At 59.1% G+C, this 18,566-nt stretch carries 14 protein-coding genes; 3 read left to right on the top strand and 11 right to left on the bottom strand.

Features of this window, described 5'->3' with window-relative positions; all coding sequences use genetic code 11:
• Positions 1-5: 5 nt before the first annotated feature.
• The 8 genes from ETAA8_RS33975 to efp all read right to left on the bottom strand — a co-directional run bounded on the left by ETAA8_RS33975 (position 6) and on the right by efp (position 9,514).
• A complete protein-coding gene (locus tag ETAA8_RS33975) occupies positions 6-395 on the bottom strand; it encodes a DMT family protein (protein ID WP_145099876.1) in 390 nt (129 codons plus the stop codon).
• Between the two features lie 13 nt (positions 396-408).
• A complete protein-coding gene (locus tag ETAA8_RS33980; protein WP_202921441.1) occupies positions 409-2,889 on the bottom strand; it encodes a DUF1549 domain-containing protein in 2,481 nt (826 codons plus the stop codon).
• Between the two features lie 184 nt (positions 2,890-3,073).
• On the bottom strand, positions 3,074-3,715 hold the full coding sequence (gene ruvA, locus ETAA8_RS33985) for a Holliday junction branch migration protein RuvA (protein WP_145099879.1): 642 nt from the start codon (positions 3,713-3,715) through the stop codon (positions 3,074-3,076).
• Positions 3,716-3,832: 117 nt separating this feature from the next.
• Entirely contained in the window at positions 3,833-4,066 is a 234-nt protein-coding gene (locus ETAA8_RS33990) for a hypothetical protein (protein WP_145099882.1), read from the bottom strand.
• 695 nt (positions 4,067-4,761) lie between these two features.
• Positions 4,762-7,542, bottom strand: a complete 2,781-nt coding sequence (locus tag ETAA8_RS33995; RefSeq protein WP_145099885.1) for a polysaccharide lyase family 8 super-sandwich domain-containing protein — start codon at positions 7,540-7,542, stop codon at positions 4,762-4,764.
• Between the two features lie 21 nt (positions 7,543-7,563).
• On the bottom strand, positions 7,564-7,755 hold the full coding sequence (locus ETAA8_RS34000) for a hypothetical protein (RefSeq protein WP_145099888.1): 192 nt from the start codon (positions 7,753-7,755) through the stop codon (positions 7,564-7,566).
• Positions 7,756-7,901: 146 nt separating this feature from the next.
• On the bottom strand, positions 7,902-8,888 hold the full coding sequence (epmA, locus tag ETAA8_RS34005; RefSeq protein ID WP_145099891.1) for an EF-P lysine aminoacylase EpmA: 987 nt from the start codon (positions 8,886-8,888) through the stop codon (positions 7,902-7,904).
• A 56-nt stretch (positions 8,889-8,944) separates the two neighbouring features.
• The gene (efp, locus tag ETAA8_RS34010; protein WP_145099894.1) at positions 8,945-9,514 is read right to left on the bottom strand and encodes an elongation factor P; all 570 of its coding nucleotides are present in this window, start codon (positions 9,512-9,514) and stop codon (positions 8,945-8,947) included.
• A gap of 49 nt (positions 9,515-9,563) precedes the next feature.
• Between efp and epmB the strand changes: the two genes are divergently transcribed.
• The gene (epmB, locus tag ETAA8_RS34015; protein ID WP_145099897.1) at positions 9,564-10,616 is read left to right on the top strand and encodes an EF-P beta-lysylation protein EpmB; all 1,053 of its coding nucleotides are present in this window, start codon (positions 9,564-9,566) and stop codon (positions 10,614-10,616) included.
• A 195-nt stretch (positions 10,617-10,811) separates the two neighbouring features.
• On the opposite strand, the gene ETAA8_RS34020 is transcribed toward epmB, so the two are convergent.
• Positions 10,812-11,969, bottom strand: a complete 1,158-nt coding sequence (locus ETAA8_RS34020; protein ID WP_145099900.1) for an NADH:flavin oxidoreductase/NADH oxidase — start codon at positions 11,967-11,969, stop codon at positions 10,812-10,814.
• Between the two features lie 116 nt (positions 11,970-12,085).
• Between ETAA8_RS34020 and ETAA8_RS34025 the strand changes: the two genes are divergently transcribed.
• Positions 12,086-12,988 (top strand): MBOAT family protein, encoded by a 903-nt coding sequence (locus ETAA8_RS34025; protein ID WP_145099903.1) that lies wholly within the window; start codon positions 12,086-12,088, stop codon positions 12,986-12,988.
• Positions 12,989-13,014: 26 nt separating this feature from the next.
• On the opposite strand, the gene ETAA8_RS34030 is transcribed toward ETAA8_RS34025, so the two are convergent.
• Complete coding sequence (locus tag ETAA8_RS34030) at positions 13,015-15,753, bottom strand: choice-of-anchor D domain-containing protein (protein WP_202921442.1); 2,739 nt, start codon at positions 15,751-15,753, stop codon at positions 13,015-13,017.
• A gap of 458 nt (positions 15,754-16,211) precedes the next feature.
• On the opposite strand from ETAA8_RS34030, the gene ETAA8_RS35120 reads away from it, so the two are divergent.
• Positions 16,212-17,549, top strand: coding sequence for a 3-keto-disaccharide hydrolase (locus tag ETAA8_RS35120; RefSeq protein WP_202921443.1), 1,338 nt, complete (start codon positions 16,212-16,214; stop codon positions 17,547-17,549).
• Between the two features lie 23 nt (positions 17,550-17,572).
• Here ETAA8_RS35120 and xerD read toward each other — a convergent pair whose 3' ends face one another.
• Complete coding sequence (xerD, locus tag ETAA8_RS34040; RefSeq protein WP_145099909.1) at positions 17,573-18,514, bottom strand: site-specific tyrosine recombinase XerD; 942 nt, start codon at positions 18,512-18,514, stop codon at positions 17,573-17,575.
• Between the last annotated feature and the right edge of the window lie 52 nt (positions 18,515-18,566).

Here is an 18,566-nt window from a genome sequence, read left to right on the forward strand (position 1 = left end):
GGTCTTCACTTCACTTGCGAGAAGCCGGTGCTGAAGACGAAGTATGCCGCCGCCACCATGCAACCGGCAGCGGCCAGATAGTTCCACTTGAGCGGTTCGCCGAGCATCCAAAACGAGACCGGCACGAACACGCCCAGCGTGATGATTTCCTGCAGAATCTTCAGCTGGCCGAAGTTCATCCCCGCCGCATGGCCGTAGCGATTGCCGGGAACTTGCAGGATGTATTCGAACAGGGCGATGCCCCAGCTGATGAGGATGATCACCACCAGCGTCTTGCTCTTGAGGAAGTCCCACTTCAGGTGCAGGTACCAAGCGCTGAGCATGAAGAAATTCGAAGCAACCAGCAGCGCGATCGACCAGGTGAGCGACCAGGTCTGCGTTTTTCCAGCGTCCATGCGGCGAACGATCCTAATGAATGAACAAGAACTGTTTGCTGTTGATAATCGCCCAGAGCAAATCCTGGTAGACCTCTTCGGCGTTATCGTGCTCGGTGAGGAACTCCTCCGCTTGCGTGCGTTCCGCAGCTGAGGGGAGGCGATTGAGCGTGGCGAGATAAATCTCTTCGACAATTTCAGCCGGCGACTTCTTCGCCTTAATCAGCTTGGCAATTCGTCCCTGCTTGTCCGAAATCTTGCTCGCCAGCGTATCGCCATTGAGCGTATGTAAGGCTTGCGCCAGGCTGGGGTCGAGGGGCCGTTCGCATTCGCACACGCTGACCCGCTTTGGCTTGCCGAAGGTGGCCAGGAAGTAATCGGCGTATTCGGCATCGGGAAGTTCAATGGCCCGCGTGCCGAGCGGCAGGTTCTTGTACTTCGTTTGCACCAGCGTCACGCGGTCGAGGGCATCCACCAGCGGCTCAGCCGTAAGACGCTTCACTGCAAAGTGGCTGTAGAAAACGGTATCGGCGGCATTGCTCTTGGTGGGCTGCGAGTCGAGTTGATACAGCCGCGAGTTCATGATCTCGCGCATGAGATGCTTTAGGTTGAAGTTACTCTCGACGAACTTCTTCGAGAGAGCTTCCATCAGCGCGGGATTGCTGGGTGGGTTCGTCGAGCGGAGATCATCGACGGGCTCAACCAGCCCGCGGCCGAGCAGATAGGCGACGTAGCGATTCACCACGTTATTGGCGAAGTAGGCGTTGTCTTTGCTTGTTAGCCAATCGGCCAGCGGCATGCGGCGATCGAGCGGATGTTCCATCTCGGCCGCTTCGAGGGCCTTGGGCTTCATCAGGGCGTTGGTGCGAGGATGCTTCACATCACCCGTATCGCGCACGACGACGACTTGCTCACCGCCAAAGAGGCCGAATTCTTCGCTGGTCTTCGTGCCTACGCGCGAGAAGAAGGCTGCGAGCCCGTAGTAATCTTCCTGGCTGTATTTCTCGAACGGATGGTGATGGCACTTGGCACATTCCATTCGCACGCCGAGAAACAACTGCGCCGTCGATTCGGCGAGGGCTGAGGAATCGCGATGAATGCGGAAGTAGTTGGCTGGCCCCACGCTATAGAGCGAACCGCGGGCCGTGATCAATTCGCGGACGAAACCATCGAACGGTTTGTTCGTGCGGAACGATTCGCGAATCCAGTTGTGCATCGACCACATCCCCTGCTCACCGAGACTGGCACTCGTGTTGCGCAGCAGGTCGGACCACTTGAGCGACCAATAGGCCGCGTAAGCATCGTTGTAGATGTCTTGGGCCGGATCGCCCGTTAGTCCCAGCAGTCGGTCGACGAGCTTCTTTCGCTTGTCCGGATCCTGCGAATCGATGAAGGCCCGCGTTTCTTCCGGCGAGGGAAGCGTGCCGATGGAGTCCAGCGATGCGCGGCGAAGGAACGTGGCATCGTCGCACAGCGGCGACGGTTCGATGCCTAACTCACGGAACTTGGTGACGGCAAGCTTGTCGATGTCGTTGTTGTCTTTCCAGTCGGCCAGTTCGACCGTCTCGGCATACGGAATGACAAAGAGGGTGGTATCGGCCTGCCCTTCGAAGCGGACCATCACGCCACCCTGGCCCTTGCCAATCGTGGTCACAAGTCCGTCGCGGGTGACACTGGCAACGCCATCGTCGAGCGAATCGAACTTGGCCCAATGCGTCACGTCGTGCCGCTGGCCGTCGGCATATTCGGCTTCCACGCGCAACTGCTGCGACATGCCAACCTGGCCGAGTCGTTCTTTGGGGAAGACGTGCAACTTGGTGACGGCATTTTCGGTCTTAGCGGGCTTGGCAGCACCACCTTGAATCCAGGCGACGAGCATTTGGTAATCGACAGAGTCCTTCTCCAGCCGGCGGCCACCGCCGTGGGGCGTTTGCATCGTCGGCTTGAGAAGCATCAGGCTTTGTTCGGGGTCGACGAGGCTGACGCGGCGACCAATCGAGTCGCGAACCATGGCTTCGCGGTCTTTGTCGGGCTCGAAGCCAAAGACCGACAGCTTGAAGCCACCCTGACCGTGCTGGGCCGCATGGCAGGCCGCCATGGCGCAGCCGTTCTTGGCAAGGATGGGGCGAATCTGTTCGAGGTATTGCACGTCGGGCTGCTCGACGATGCCAGCCACCGTTACCGGGACCTCAATCGTGCGCGAGCCCTGAGAAACCTTGATCTTCGCCTTGCCATCTTTCATAGCTCGCAATTGCCCAGCAGCGGACACGGTGACGACTGCCGGATCGGACGATTCGTACTTGGCCAGCGACGAGATGTCGTTGCTCTTGCGCGTGACCTGTGCGCCGCTGCTACTATCCGCTTCGACGACGACCAGCTGGGCGCGGGCGAAGTTCCCCTGCAACTTCACTTCCGCCGGGTGGGCGATCAGAGCAGCATCGGCCGCGAACGAACGTGCGGGCTGAAGTGCCACCAGCAGCAGGAGCATGGCGATAGGCAGGCGCGATACGGGCATGAGAGGCACCCTCAGTCAGCAGTTGCGGGAGCAATACGAAGGAACGTAGTGCGGGGCGGGAGCCGCGGCGACGAAAAGTCGAGCGCCGGAGCCAGCTCTGATTATGGTCGATTGTCCGCCGCAATACCAGAGAAAGCTGGGGCTAGACCAAAGCCTGCCAGCAAACGGAAAGGCCCGGGCGGACTTACTCCCCGGCCGTTTTCTTCGTATGGGTCTGCTCATAGACGGCCAGCAGCACGGCTTCGACGTCGGCGAACTTGCGTTTGGTCTTCAGGAGACCATCGAGGCTCTTGCGGGCGTCTTGTTCGGAGTGACCCAGCGCACGAAGGGCTTCGAAGGCCTCTTCGACGACGTCGCGCTTGACTTCGGCTTCGTACTTTACGTCCTTGGCAATGAGCAGGGCGAACTTCGACATTTTGCGGCGGAGCTTGGCGATGACGCGTTCGCCCGTGGCGGCACCGATGCCCGGCAGTGAAGAGAGCCCCTTCGCGTCCTGTTCTTCGATCATTTCGGCAATATCTTGCACGGGGCGGACCATGGCGCGGAGGGCTTTCTTCGCGCCGAGGCCGTCGACCGAGCAGAACATTTCGAAGAACTCGCGTTCAACTTCGCTCATGAAGCCGACCAGCCGCGGCGTAACACGGCCGCGCGAGGGGTCGCCATCGATGTAATAGATCGTCTGCAGCGAAACGTTCTGACCCACCAGTTGGCTGAGCGAGCGGCGCGTCGACTCGGCAATAAACACCTGATACTCGAAGTGATCGAGTTCCAGCAGCACGGAGTCTTCTTGAACCTTCAGCAGCTTGCCGGTGATGCGGGTGATCAAAGGGGAGTCTCAGCGCGGTTGAGAGAGAAACGAACGGCCCGCCGCGCGCAACAGGCACGGCGGAACCTGCCGTTAATCTACCAACACAACGGCCTGCAAGTGCAGCCCAGTTTCACGCTACTCCTCCAGCGGTGCTCTGTCGTAGCCATATCTTCTCTGTACGCCGCCGCATGTCACGTCAATGCGAATCTGCTTGGCGGAACTGGTTGACCGCAATTTGTCGTACAGCGCGTCATTTAGCCGCTCGTAAGCCACGAACTGTCGATGGTAGATGTTCTTGTCCAGAACCCAGCCCAAAGCCAGAGCGACAGCCAAAACGACCAGAAACATTTCTCGCATGGAAAATTTCATTCGCTCATCCTATCGAGCCACAAATAGGTCACCAACTCCTTTGGAATTCGTCCAACTTTACAACCGGCGCGACTGGTCAATGCCATCGTGCAAAGTCGGGCGGCACAAATCACCCAAACATACTTGACAGTTGTTCACTAACTCGCAATAATTTAACCGGCTGTTTGGCAACCTGGTGGAAGAGCGTGCGCGGAGGGTGCAGTTCGCGCTGGTGCGAGGAACTGTGTTGTTGGCATTTTTGGAAATTCACCGGCGGTAGGAGTGCTGCAGGGGGTTTATCAACAAACAGGATGATTTCGGAATTGCAACTTGGGCGCAATTCGTTGCCGCTAAACAGTTTGCAGTGATGCACGCAAAAGGGGGGTGTTGATAAACCTCGGCGATAACGCTGACACTGGAGCCAACTGCGAAGCCCAAGCGTGGCCAAGATCAAGCGAGTTGCGAGCGATGACAGGACGATTGCAATGTAGCTGAATTCGCCAGAATTCAGTCTTCACAAACGTCTGAATTCTGGCGAATTCAGCTACTTCAGAAGACTTCGCAATCCGCTTGCGAGAGACAAAAGCGTGCGTGAACGGCAAAGGGGGTGTTCAACAATCGGGCTGATTGCTGGGAACAAAATGGCGCAACTCTCGTGTTTCCGTGAGATTGGCTACTAACAATGAAGCGAATTGTTGAACGTTTAGGCCGAGAATTTACGTCGCAGCGGGGAGTTCGTCACTACGATCTCCTTCGTTCTTGCGCAGGTCGAGCAGCATGTCTTGTTGAGCAACGGCGGCATAGAACCAATCGGCACCGGAGCCACCAAAGAGCAGATCGCGACTTGTCCCGTCCTTGGTAATCTCGCTCCGCTCGGTCGCCAGTTGCGACGGCAGCGTGGTCATGTTGGCAACCCAGGAGGTGAGCGCCGCCGAGAGGCTAGTCAATGTCGCTTGCACGTCCGTGCCCCATGGTTGGCTAGCCACGGCGGTGGGAGTGAACGCGGGGATGAGCGAATCGGGATACAAGCTGAGCAGGCCGCCAATCAACAGATCGTTGCCGGCATCGCCGTACAAGTAATCGGCACCATTGCCGCCGAGGATCACATCGTGCCCCCCGTTGCCGCGGATTTGATCGGCTCCGTTGCCACCCACGATTAGATCGCTGGCCGACCCACCATACAGGTAATCGTTCCCATCGCCACCATACATTTCGAGCGGAACTTTCAAGGTGTTCGCCGAGATCGTGTCGTTGCCAGCCTGGCCGAAGACGATGACGCGTTCGACATTGCTGAATGGACCTGCCTTCGTGCCCGAATTAATCTGCACCGAGATTCGTCCGGTGCTGTCTTGCGAAAACATGATTCGATCGGCACCGGAGCCGCCAGCCACCGTCAGGATGCGTGTTTCGGCGTCGTAGACGACCGGCGTTGCAGCAGCGGGAGGCGTGGTGGGCGGCGTTGTCGGCGGGGTCGTGGGAGGAGTGACCGGCGCGCCGAGGGTGTAACTGCGCGTGATACTCGAGCCCTGATAGGGGGACGCCGGAAGCGCGAAGCTGATGCGCGACGTTTGCGTAGCCGCGTTCCAAGTGACGCCGGTGCCCGTGAGCTGGCGATTCACATTAATGACAATCGCGGCTGTTCCCTGGCGAGGATCGGCACCCGTGATCGTGAACTGATCGCCGTCCTGCTTGATGATCAGAGCGCAGGGCTGCGTGACGGTGAGCTTGGTATCGGCATCGAGCCAGATCGAACCAGCTGCAAAGAAGGCGACTTGCGTTTGACCGAGCCCACGATGCCGCACAGCCTGGACAGTGGCTGTGTTGGCCAGAATGTCGAAGGGAAGATTGTTGGCGTAGGTATCGAGTTGATCGGCCGAAACGTCGGGAACGACGGCATAGGCATAGGTCGAGTTCTGGACCTTCTTGCCGTGATCGACCCAGGCACTGAACACCGGCAGACTGATGCTCCCCGAGGTCTGCGTTTGTGCCTGAACGGTGAGCTTGCTGGTGGCATCGAGCGACACATAACCGAGGCCGTCGTGCTCGATCCACGACTTGCCGGTGAGAGTGTCGGTGGTGCCAAGGCCCCAGGTGCGGCGACCGCCCGCGGCATCGGAGACGGTCACGTCCCCATCGAGCAGGACTTGGTTGAGGGTGGTGAAGACCGACGAGTTCGCTGCTGCATCATCAATATCGGCCCCTAGCGCGACGATTTCATCGTCGAAGAAAAACCACGATTTGCGCGCGGTCAGCGTAACGCCGGCGCGTTTGTAGTCCATCATTGCCACGCCATACTTCTCGTCCGAAGTGCTGCCGACAAGGCTGCTGGAGCCCGCGGTGCGCGAGCCGCCGCTGAACATGTTTTCGTAAGGAATGACGCCGTTTTGCTGAATGGTCGTGCCGGGGATTCGCTGCCAATTCCAGGTCGGAATGATCTCCTGCTCGCCCCGCGCGCCGAACTCATCACCATCCTGCAAGAACATGGTGAAGCCATCGCCCAGGAAGAACCCCTTGGTGTTTTCGTTGTTGGCCGTTTCGGGCCGCAGGGTGCGATTCGACAACAGCTTGACCGTGGCGGTAATGTCTTGCCGGCTGTGGAGCATGGCATCGCCGCGATAGAGCGAGCGATTGCCGGAAAGGTAGTTGGTTTCGTCGATGCCATTCAAATAGCGATCGATGGCGTCTTCGAGTTCCGGCAGTCGGCGGCCTTGCGATTGCATGTCGACGGCCGCTTCGTGAATTTCGATCGGCCAATAGGTGATGCTGCCGGGTCGCGTGATCGAACGTCCGCCCGAGGCGATGTCCATGGTGTCGCCGCGGGTCAGAAACTCCATGTGGTCGAGCAGCAGGCGCAGTTCGAGGTCGACAGCAGCAGGGCTGAAGTTGTACATCGAGTTGGAAGTCCAACGCATCAGCTTGGCGGTGTCGTTCAGATAGTTCACGCCGTAGCTGCCGCTATAGAAATTCAACTTGCAGCCACTGCCGTGATGCATCACGGAAAGGTCGCGGGCGATTCCTTCGCCCGAGTAGCTGAACATTTCGTTCGTGACGCTCGTCACGACCGTGTTGATGCGACTGGGATTGTTCTGCAGCACCGCTTGAATCAGGGCAGGCCCGGCCTGCGAAAGCATATTCGCGCCTTGGTTTTTGCCGGGATTCCAGGCCGAGCCAAAGTACTTGGTAAGGACCGAATTGCGGGTGGCCAGGGGAATCATGTCGTCGGCCAGCAGCAGCGGTTCGGCCAGGCCAGTGGGAACGCCAATTTGTCCCCACCACCAATTGGGCGCACTGACGCGCGGCATCGAATTGGCCGTATAGGTCCAAGAGGTGATGATCTGGTTCCGCAGCGAGGCATCGTTGTAGTAGCCGTTGCTTGGGTCGGGCCACTTGTTCGCAACGGTCAAGACTTCCAGTCGTCGCCCGTGTTCTTGAATGGCTGCTGCTCCTGCATCGCCGCCGTTGTAGTTCAAATCGGTGAAGGTACCGTTGGTCCGCATCTTCGCCAGGAGTGCCGGAACCTAGGAGACCACTTGCGGCGCTTGCTCCAGAATCTCGGCGATCATGTTGTCGCGCATGATGCCGACCGTCGGCGTGGCGCGAATCTCGAGGGTCTCGAACAAGAGACGCCGCCCCTGCTTCAAGCTGCGTGTGGCGGCTCCGACGAGACTTGGCGACGGACACGACAAAGGCGAACAAACAGACCGGCTCATGCAGCACACTCAAGAGGTAAATCAACTAGCGCGGGCCTGCCTGGTGCGAGACCCAAACCACCTGGGTTAGTGGCGATGGCACCAGACTAATTGGCCTGGGGAAGCTGTGCTAGCAAATGGCAATTGTCGCGGGTCTTAGTCAGCGGCTAAGCCCGCTCAATCGGAAAGGCCAGCACTTGCTGAATGCTCGTCGCATTCGCTGCGATCAGCAGCAGCCGATCGACCCCGAGTGCACATCCCGAGCACGCGGGGAGGCCGTGCTGCATGGCCGCAACCAGTCGGCTCTGCTCCGGAAGTTGATACTTGCCCGCTCCTGCCCGCCGAGCGTTGTTCTGCCGATTGCGTTCAATCAGCACGGCGGGGTCGAGCAGTTCGTGATAGCCGTTGGCCAGTTCGACGCCCCGAATGTACAGCTCGAACCGTTCGGCCACGGCGGGGTTTCCCTGGTCGTCGGCGGGGCGGACTTGCGCTAGCGCCGATTGATTGGCTGGGTAGTCGTACAAAATCGTCGGCCGCTCCTGACCAAGTTTTGGCTCGACACATTCGGTCAGGAGCCGATCGAGCAGGACTGCGCGGTCTTGCTCATTGGCTGCAACCTCTTTGCCGTTGGCCTGAAGTGCCGCACCCAACTGCGGCACATCAGCGGTAAATGGGTCGACCTGTGCGTGCCGCTGAAAGGCTTCGCGAAACGTGATCTGCTCCGCATCGTCGCAACCAATGGCCGCACTGGCCAAATTGCTGAGCAATCTTCGACCGTCCTCGTAATCATCTCCCACGCGATACCACTCCAGCATCGTGAACTCGGGATTGTGCAGCGGGCCCGCTTCGCCGCCGCGATAGGCGCGCGTGATTTGATAGATGGCCGTAGCTCCCGCCACAAGCAAGCGCTTCATGCCAAACTCCGGCGAGGTCTGCAGATAGAACGGCTCGCCCTGATCAGGCTCGCGGGCGTCTTGGAACAACGTCACGCGGAGTGGATCGAGATGCTCGTCGATCACCGAATCGCGCGAGAGGGTTGGCGTTTCGACTTCAACGAAGCCGTGAGAATCGAAGAAGCGCCGCAGGCGGCGGAGCAGTTCTGCTCGTTGATGGAGCATGTCGAGCGAGCAGGAGGGGAGAAAATCGCTCGACATCGTTTGACCCGACGCCCCTGACTTGAGCCGGGGGCGAGCATGAGAAAAACTAGACGCTAGTTCGAGACGCGTTCGATGTACTCGCCAGTACGGGTATCGATCCGCAGCACGTTACCGATGTTGATGAACAGCGGCGCGGCGATTTCGGCACCCGTCTCCAGCTTGACGGGTTTGGTGACGTTGGTCGCGGTATCGCCACGGGCACCTGGATCGCAGTATTCGACCTTTAGTTCGACGTGAGCAGGCGGGGTAAGGCTGACCGGCTTTTCGTTGAACAGCATCATCTGGCAGGCCATGCCGTCCTTCAGATACTTCCAGGCGTCGTCGACCTTATCCTTGTCGAGCTCATATTGTTCGAACGATTCGGCATGCATGAAGACCCAGGTGTCTCCCTGGCGGTAGAGGTACTGCACTTCGACCTCTTCGACGTCGGCCGCTTCCAGCGTGTCGCCACCCTTGAAGACGCGTTGCAGCGTAGTGCCGCGGATGAGGTTCTTCAGTTTGCATTCGTACAGCGCGTTCCCCTTGCCTGGCTTGCGGAAGTTCATTTCCGCCATCAGGTAAGGCTCGCCGTCGATCTGAACCTTGATGCCTTTTTTGAAATCGCTGGTTTTGTACGTCGCCACGTTCGTGACCCTGCTACGCTAACTAGAAGACTGGGATTATGGTGTGAGAATGAGAATTGTAGCGGTTGACGAAACAGTTGCCTGCGCCACTTCCCCCCGCCCAATGCGTGGGCTGAAGGTGTCCTCTGCCGACTGGCATGCCGAACTTAAATCGGCCGTCCGCGACCCCGCGCAACTACTTACCGCCCTTGATCTTCCAGATTCTCTGCTGCCGGCTGCCCGCGCGGCCGCCAAAGCCTTTCCGCTGTTCGCTCCAGGGGGTTACATCGGGCGAATGACACCTGGGCGATTGGACGACCCACTGTTGCGGCAGGTGTTGCCCCTGGGCGAAGAGCTGGACGAAGTCCCGGGCTTTGCTGCCGATGCCGTGGGGGATGCTGCCGCCACGAAATCGGCTGGGCTGATTCAGAAGTACCAAAGCCGGGCACTCCTCATTACTACCGGGGCCTGCGCGGTCCACTGTCGCTATTGTTTTCGCCGACACTTCCCGTATTCAACTGCGCCGAAGTCAGTCGATGACTGGGAGCCCGCTCTCGACCTGATTCGCGCCGACGACTCTCTCGACGAAGTCCTGCTCTCCGGCGGCGATCCGCTCACGCTGGTCGATACCACGCTGGCTGAACTGGCCGAACGTCTCGCCGCCATTCCTCACTTGAAGCGACTTCGCATTCACACGCGCTTGCCAATCATCATTCCCGCTAGGGTGACCAGCGAGCTCCTAGCCTGGCTCTGCGGCACGCGGCTAACTCCACTCGTGGTCATTCACGCCAATCATGCCCAGGAAATTGACGACAACGTGGCCAACTCACTTGCCCGCCTCGTCGATGCGGGCGTGCCGCTGCTCAATCAGTCGGTGCTGCTCCGCGGAGTGAATGATTCCACAACGGCGCTCGTCGATCTTTCCCGCCGGCTGACCGACCTGCGCGTGATGCCCTACTACCTGCATCAACTCGACCGCGTGGCCGGCGCTGCCCACTTCGAAGTTCCCATCAGCCGCGGCCTGCAACTGATCGCCGAAATGCGCACTCAGCTTCCCGGCTATGCCGTCCCCCGCTACGTGCAAGAGATCGCCGGCGAAGCGCACAAGCGGGTTTTGGCGTAGCTGGCTTCTCCCATGTTAAGCCCGACGCGTCAGCGAGGGAGACACTCGCTCACTCGTTAACTCCGAACTGACGTAAGCAACACGATTGAAAAGCACATGCCTCGCTGAATTCATTTATTCAGCCAGTGAACCCATGATGATGTAGCTCCCTCGCTGACGCGTCGGGCTATGTAGGTCGGGGCAACTTCGTGCGAACTACTTCGCTCTCCTCTTCACGGCATAGCCATAGGGAATAGGCCAGGCCGGTTCGCCTCCCAGTTCGTGCTGGGCTTTGAGTGCCCAGTAGGGGTCGCGAAGCAATTCGCGGCCAATGAAGACGAGGTCAGCTGAACCGCCAGTGATGATCTCGTTGGCGTATTGCGGTTCGGTGATCATGCCGACCGCGCCGGTGAGAATGCCGGTCTGCTCTTTGATCTGGCGGGCGAAAGGGACTTGATAGCCGCGGCCGACGGGAATCTTGGCAGTAGGAACGAGCGCGCCAGAAGAGACGTCGATCAGGTCGACCCCCAGCTCTTTCAATTCGCGCGAAAGGACGACCGATTGCTCGATGTCCCAGCCGCCGTCGACCCAGTCGGTGGCGGAGATGCGGACGAACAGCGGCAGTCCTTGGGGAATGATCTTACGCATTCGCTCGGCAACTTGCAGTGTCAAGCGCAGCCGGTTTTCGAGCGAGCCGCCGTATTCATCGGTGCGCTGATTGCTAAGGGGCGAGAGGAATTCGTGCAGCAAGTAGCCATGTGCGGCGTGCAGTTCAATCACTTGAAAACCCGCGGTGAGCGCACGCTGAGTGGCCGCGGCGAAGGCCTCGATGGTGGCATCGATTCCCTGTCGATCGAGCGCAAGCGGAGCAGGATCGCCCTCATGGAACGGAATCGCACTGGGGGCAATTACGGGCCAGCCCCCTTCGGCAGCGGTCTTGATTGGGGCACCACCTAGCCATGGCTGCTGGCAACTGGCTTTGCGACCGGCATGAGCCAGTTGAATCGCCGGCACCGCTCCTTGAGAGGCAACGAACCGCGCGATCCGCGCGAGGGGCTCGATATGTTGATCGCCCCAAATCCCCATATCGCCGGGCGAGATGCGCCCCTCGGCAGTTACCGCCGTCGCTTCGACAAAGACCAGCGACACACCTCCCGCAGCCCGACTGCCGAGATGGACCAGGTGCCAATCGTCGGCCAGACCATCCTGCGAACTGTACTGGCACATGGGAGACATCACGATTCGATTCCGCAGCGTCACGTCCCGAATTTTAAGGGGTGTGAGCAAATCGGTGGCGGGAATTTCGCGGTCGTGGTCGCTGTTGGCTGGGCAACCAGACTGACTGCTAGGCGCAGGGGATTGAGATGGCGCCATAGCGGAAGCTCCATTCAGACGGGCGAATAACCGGGTTGTGACACATTGTAGGGCAGCTGCTGGCAAAGCTACTACCGGTTATCTCGGCACCAAATTTGCGGTTGGAGGTTTGACCAATGTCTACACTCACCAATACCGCCGAGAAGCCCGTCTCCTTACACAGGTTTGCCTGGCTACCTGTTGTACTGCTGCCGCTTGCTGTTTTTGCGCTCGCCGGACAGTGGCCGGTGTGGTTTACTGCGTGGGTGTTAGCAGCCGCTGTTTATGCAGGCTTCAAGTGGCTGACATTTGCCGAATCCGAGGCAGCTCGTAATGCCAGTTTCGCCGATGCGCTCAACTATTTGTTCTTGTGGCCCGGCATGGACGCGGACGCATTCTTGGGCAACGAGCCCGCTGTGAAACCCACTCGGCGAGAGGTTGTGCTTGCGCTATTGAAGACCGCAGCAGGACTGACTCTTCTCTTCGGTGTTGCCCGCTTCACCACTTCACTGCCGCTGCTCGTCACCGGCTGGGTGGGAATTGTGGGAATCGCGCTGACCCTGCTCTTCGGCGTCGCTCATTTGCTTTCGATCGCCTGGCGCCTGCTGGGCGTAAATGCGCAACCCATTATGAATCGCCCCCTCTGGGCCACGTCGCTGAGCGACTTTTGGGGCCAGCGCTGGAATCTCGCGTTTCACGATGTGGGTCGCGAGTTCGTCTTTCGGCCTCTGCTGCGCCGCGTTGGCGTCATCTGGTCGACGCTGGCCGTGTTTCTCTTCTCGGGAGTCGTACACGATCTGGTAATGTCGGTCCCCTTGCGCCAAGGAATCGGGCTGCCGACGATCTATTTCCTGCTGCAAGGATGTGCGGTTCTTTTCGAACGCAGCCGAGTGGGTAAACGCCTCGGCCTGAGTCGCGGCCTGATCGGTCGGGCCTTCACTGCGGCAATCGTCTTGCTACCCATCGGCCTGCTTTTTCACTTTGCCTTTTTGCAGCAAGTGATTCTGCCCACGTTGGAGTTCATCGGCGCGATCGGGTAATGACCATTCGCCAAGCGAAGGCGAACCTAATTCAGCAGCGCGTCGAGTCGATCGTCGAGTAGCCAATTGGTGGGCAGGGTTTCGAACGACGGGCTCTCAACATTCAAAGATGAAGACGAGTTAGAACTGCTTGATGTTAGCTTGCTAGATGAAGGGCTGTTGCTGACACGAAGCAGATCGAGCGCGCTCTCAAGTAGCTGCAGTTCCGGACGGGCATCAGCTGTGGCGGCGAACACTTCATCGACCGAATTGGGGGTCAGCTGCGATTGACCGGCCATCACCGTTGCTCCGGAACCAAAAAATGAAGTGGGTGCCCAGAAGAAATTGTTCGCCGTGCTCTCAAACGAACTGTGGAATGAGGTTGTAGCCGAAGAGTCGACGACCGGAAGGCCGTGGAGTTCGCTCGCGGCCGCAGCAGCACCCTCAGCTTCGGGAAGATCACCGATCCGTTCGATCCGAACGGCGTCGGCCAACACGCGATCGTTGGCTGCATTAGTGAGCGTGACGCGGACCGTATCGCCCGTGATCGTGAACGTGCCGAGATTGCTCCAGGCAGTGCCGCCCCACGTGAGCCCACTTGAAGCCCGCTCTTGATTCACGCGGACGGTGCTGAGTTCAGTGGCACCATCGAAAATCGTGAACGGAGCGTTCGTCGCATAAGCCGAACTCTGAGTCCAACTGGCATGCACACGATAAATGCCGGGTGGCATGTTCGTGAAGGTCCAGGTCGCGGTGGTCGTGCCGGTTCCTTTGAGCGCCGTTTGAATGTCTTTTTCGCGTCCGACGGTCGTCGAGCGCGTCCACGTGCCTGTACTTGTGAAGCCGGTGGCACCGTTGTCGATGGCACGAATCACCGGGGCGGGCGTTGCAGTGCCATTGAGATTGATGACAAATGAACTTTCGTCAGCGTCATTCGAGAAGAGTGTGATCGACTCACTAACACTGCCGACGGCTGAAGGTGTGAAGCGAACGGTGAAGGTCGTCGACTGATTTTTCGCCAACACGGTCTTCGCCAGATTCGTGACGATGGTAAATCCGGGTGGCATCTCGGCCGCGACCAGTTTTTGCAGCGTGAGGCTCGCCGGCCCCGTGTTTTTGATCGTGATCGTCTTATTGACGTACTGACCAACTTGCAGGCTGCCGAAATTGATCGTGCCGCCCGTTTGCACAGCGGTCGTGCCGATGGCCACATTGATTTCAGGCTGTGGGGCAGGTGTGGCGGTGCCAACGAGTTGTAGCGAAAACGCACTTTCGTCAGCATCGTTCGAACCGATGTTGAGCGTTTGACTCACCGCGCCGGCAGTGGTCGGCGCAAAGCGAATGGTAAAGCTCGTCGACTGATTCGATGCCAACGTCAGGCTGCCAAAGTTACTCACCAACGTAAAGCCCGGTGGCAGGGTGCCAACGAGCGATTCGAGATTGAGCACTCCAGGTCCGGTGTTCTTGACCGTAATGACCTTGTTGACAAACTTGCCCACCTGCAAACTGCCGAAACTGATTGTGCCGCCCGATTGCACGGCGACTGTTCCGTTGAGGACGTTAATTTCGGGCTGTGGGCCGGAAGTATCTTCGCCGCCGCTCCCACCACCGCCGCCGACCGAACCACTCACGGGAACAGAGCCGGCCAGCGTGTATTGTCCCACGTTGCCATAGCCACCGGTGCTGCGAACCACGACGAAGTACGTGCCGGAGGCCAGCGTCGAAGTAAGAGTCGCGCTGAGAGAATTCGTCGGATTAGCTGTGACAAGCAGCGTGCCCGTCGCGTCGCGCAGCTCGAGGACACTATCGAGGTTCGCGCCGAACTGCGCGACGTTCAGGGTCAGGTTGAGTGCGCCCCCGGTCGTCGTGAACGAGAACCAGTCCTGGTCGGTGTTGGAGCCAATTCGCCCGGCAAAGTTTACGCTTCCCGCATTCGAGGCGAGTGCCGAGGCCTGCGCCAGCGTGCTGCCAAAATCATCGGCCCGGTAACCAAACCCGTTCGACGCATTGGCGAGAATCGCCATGTCGTCCTGATAGGCAGTTGGGCTGCTATCGGTCGCTCCGTTGTGCCAGGTCGTTCGCTGCGAGTAATAGCCCACGCCCATAATGGGAGCCCAGGCGGCATTCCCTTGCGAATACGAACTGACCAGCGTGTTGCCGTTCCACTCGCTCTGATGATAAAGGCCGAACAAGTGTCCCGCTTCGTGCGAAGCTGCTTCAGCAACAAACCGCGGCGCACCATTGCCCAGCGCATCTTCAAAGACATAGCCCACGTTGGGCGCGCCGTTATAGAAGCCACCGATGTAGGCCACACCACCGGCCGAGTGGCCGAACCAATCGGAGTAGTTACCGCCGATGGCAACCCGTGCGACGACGCGATCAGCTGAACTGCCAGGATCGATCGTGGTGACATCGATATTGAACGCGGCATAGTCTTCAGCGACACGGGCCCAGATCTCTTGAATGGAATTCAACTCGCCCGCGCTGAACGTGGTGCGATCGCCATCCTGATCGTATACGGGGGTAATGACATTCGTGTAACTTCCCCACGATGCTTGCGTATGGCCGTTGAAATCGAGAAACAACTTGGCCGTCGCGCCGGAATTGCTGCTCAGCAGCGGAATCGAACTGAGCGGACTTGTAGTGGCCAGCGTGCCGGTACCGGTGGTCGTTGTGGTGGCCGTACCAGCAAAGATTTGATTCAGCCCCTGACCGGTGCAAACGGAGCAACTGCAACCGCCGTGGCTGAGCAGGTCTTGCCAATCGCCAGTGGGCGTGGCGGTCATCAAGTATCGTGGTTCAAGGCATTCAAGGTGCGGCTTGCGGCGTTCACTCTCACCGTTGCGACGGTCCTCCGCGCGGCGAGTATGCTGCGATAACGCCTGAACCAGACTAGTGGTTCGGCGACAGGGGAATGGGCCGTCGTGATTGGCGCGCAGCATGACACAACCTTGCAGCAAGACGCTGAACCGGCGCGAACGAACTGTTCGCCACGAATGTGTTCGCCGGTAACTGGCAGAATCCGCCCCCGAGAGGCCGGTGCCATCTGAAATCTAGGTCAGGAATCGGCCAAGTCAAATCTTGCCCCAAGCTTCGCTCGTTGCGCATCAGAATGGCATCCAGCTATTCGCCGCATTACACTGACGGCGCAGCGGAGTTTGTTTTCTGCGGAATATTCCGCGGAAGCAGGGCGGCAATCACATTCGACTGGTCAATCAGCTGGCAACAGCTGCGGAGTTTTGCGATGAATATGTCAGTTGGAAGTGCACGGTTGGTGGCCTGCGGAATGATGCTCGCATGCGCGGCAATTGTCACAGCTGCCGATGAGGAAAAGTTCACGCCCCTCTTCAACGGCAAAGATCTGACGGGCTGGAAGATCGTGAACGTCGCTCCCGATACGTTCACGGTGAAGGACGGCATCATCGTCAGCACTGGCAAACCCACGGGAACGATCCGAACCGACCGGATGTACGAGAACTTCATTCTGGAACTGGAATGGCGGCATCTGAAAGCGGGCGGCAACGCCGGCGTATTCGTGTGGGGCGATCCGCTGACTGCAGTCGGAACTCCCTTCTCGCGCGGCATCGAAGTGCAAGTGCTCGATGGTCGCGAAACCGAAAGCTACACCAGTCACGGCGACGTCTTCAGCATTTGGGGGGCGAGTATGAAGCCCGATCGGCCCCATCCGAAGGGTTCACAGCGCTGCTTGCCGAGCGAGAAGCGATGCAAGCCATCGCCCGAGTGGAATCACTATCGTGTCGTTTGCAACGACGGCATCATCAAGTTGCACGTCAACGGCAAAGAGGTTTCCGGCGGCACGGAGTGCAATCCGCGCAAGGGCTATATCTGCCTGGAGTCAGAAGGTTCGGAATGTCACTTCCGCAATATTCAGATTCGCGAACTCCCTTCCACCAACGCACCACCTTCAGCAACTGCGAATGCCGCGCAAGGATTCGTCCCGCTGCTGGCCGATCCTGAACTAAGCGCTTGGCGCAAAGTCGAGGGCAACGAAGGGCATTGGAAATGGAACGACGGCCGGCTCGATTACGACGGCAAGAGCGAAGCCAAAACTCCCTACGATCAACATCTGTGGACCAAGCAAGAATTTGGCGACTTCGAACTCGTGGTTGATTGGAGATTGCCGAACAAGCCGCAGAAAAAAGAGTGGCCACTCGTGCTTCCTAGTGGCGAGGACGCCGTCGATGAAAATGGCAAGCCCAAACTGGTGGCGGTGGACGATGCTGGCAACAGCGGCATCTTGATGCGCGGCTACGAACACGCGCAGGCCAACATCTGCTGCCGCCCGGTGGGCAGTGGTGAAATCACCGAGTTCCGCACGAACAAAAAGTATTCCGCCGAAGTGCGTGCAGGAGTGACACCCAAGAAGCGGGCCGATAAGCCCAACGGGCAGTGGAATCGCTTCATCATTACGATGCAGGGGGACCGCGTGAGCGTGGTCCTCAACGGTGAACTGATTATCGACAAAGCCCAACTCCCCGATGTGCCGCAGCGCGGACCCATCGGGTTGCAGCATCATGGCGAAGCCATGCAGTTTGGGAACATCTTTGTGCGGGAACTGTAGTCGCGTGGGAAGCGAACGATAAACTAGGCCCGCGGATGATACTGCTGATGAACTTTCTTCAGGCGCGTTTGGTCGACATGGGTGTAGATCTGGGTCGTGGCAATGCTGGCGTGGCCGAGCAATTCTTGCACCTGACGCAGGTCCGCGCCGCCCGAGAGCAGGTGAGTCGCGAATGAGTGCCGCATTGTGTGCGGGCTGGCGGACGCAGGGCCGCCGACGCGCGCGACGTACCGCTTAATTAGTTCCCAGATGGCTTCGCGGCGAAGTTGTTTGCCCCGCCGCGAGAGCAATACCCAGTTCGGCGGCGTGCGAGCGGCGGCTACGAACAGGGGCCGCTCGGTTGCGAGATAGTCGCGCAGCGTATTGAGCGCACCTTCGCCGAGTGGAACAAGGCGCTGCTTGCTCCCTTTGCCATGGACCAGGCAATGACGCTCTTCCAGATGGAGGTCGCGCATTTGCAGCGACGAGACTTCGGACACGCGGCAGCCTGTGGCATATAGCAGTTCGAGCAGCGCGCGGTCGCGGCGCGGAAACGGATCGTAAGGCTGCGGCGCGCCGACCAATTCCTTCACCAGCTTGGCGGAGAGGACATCGGGCACTCGTTGCCACTGCTTTTGCGTGGCGAGTAACTCGGCCGGGTTCTCCTTCAGCACTCCTTCGACTTGCAAGAAGCGGAAGAACACCTTGAGTGCTGCCATGTGCCGGCTGATGCTCGTCGGTGCTAACTTTTTCTGCTGCAGCCAAGCCAGGTAATTGCTCAGATCGCGGACAGTCAAATTCGGCACCGCGCGATCGCCGAGCCATTCTTGCAGCCGCTTCAGGTCGCGGGTGTAGGCCGAGATGCTATTGGCCGCGAGGTGGCACTCCGTCCGCAGATAGTCGAGGCAAAGCGTGACCCAGCGCGCCGTTTGTCCCCCGGCAGCGGGTGCAGCTTGAACGACCTTGAGTGTCTTCCGCGGCGGCATGATAACAGTCGTAGCGAGTATGCGGTGCCAAAGTGAAGTTTGTGTACGGCCA

The organism is Anatilimnocola aggregata (assembly GCF_007747655.1).
Classification (GTDB): domain Bacteria; phylum Planctomycetota; class Planctomycetia; order Pirellulales; family Pirellulaceae; genus Anatilimnocola; species Anatilimnocola aggregata.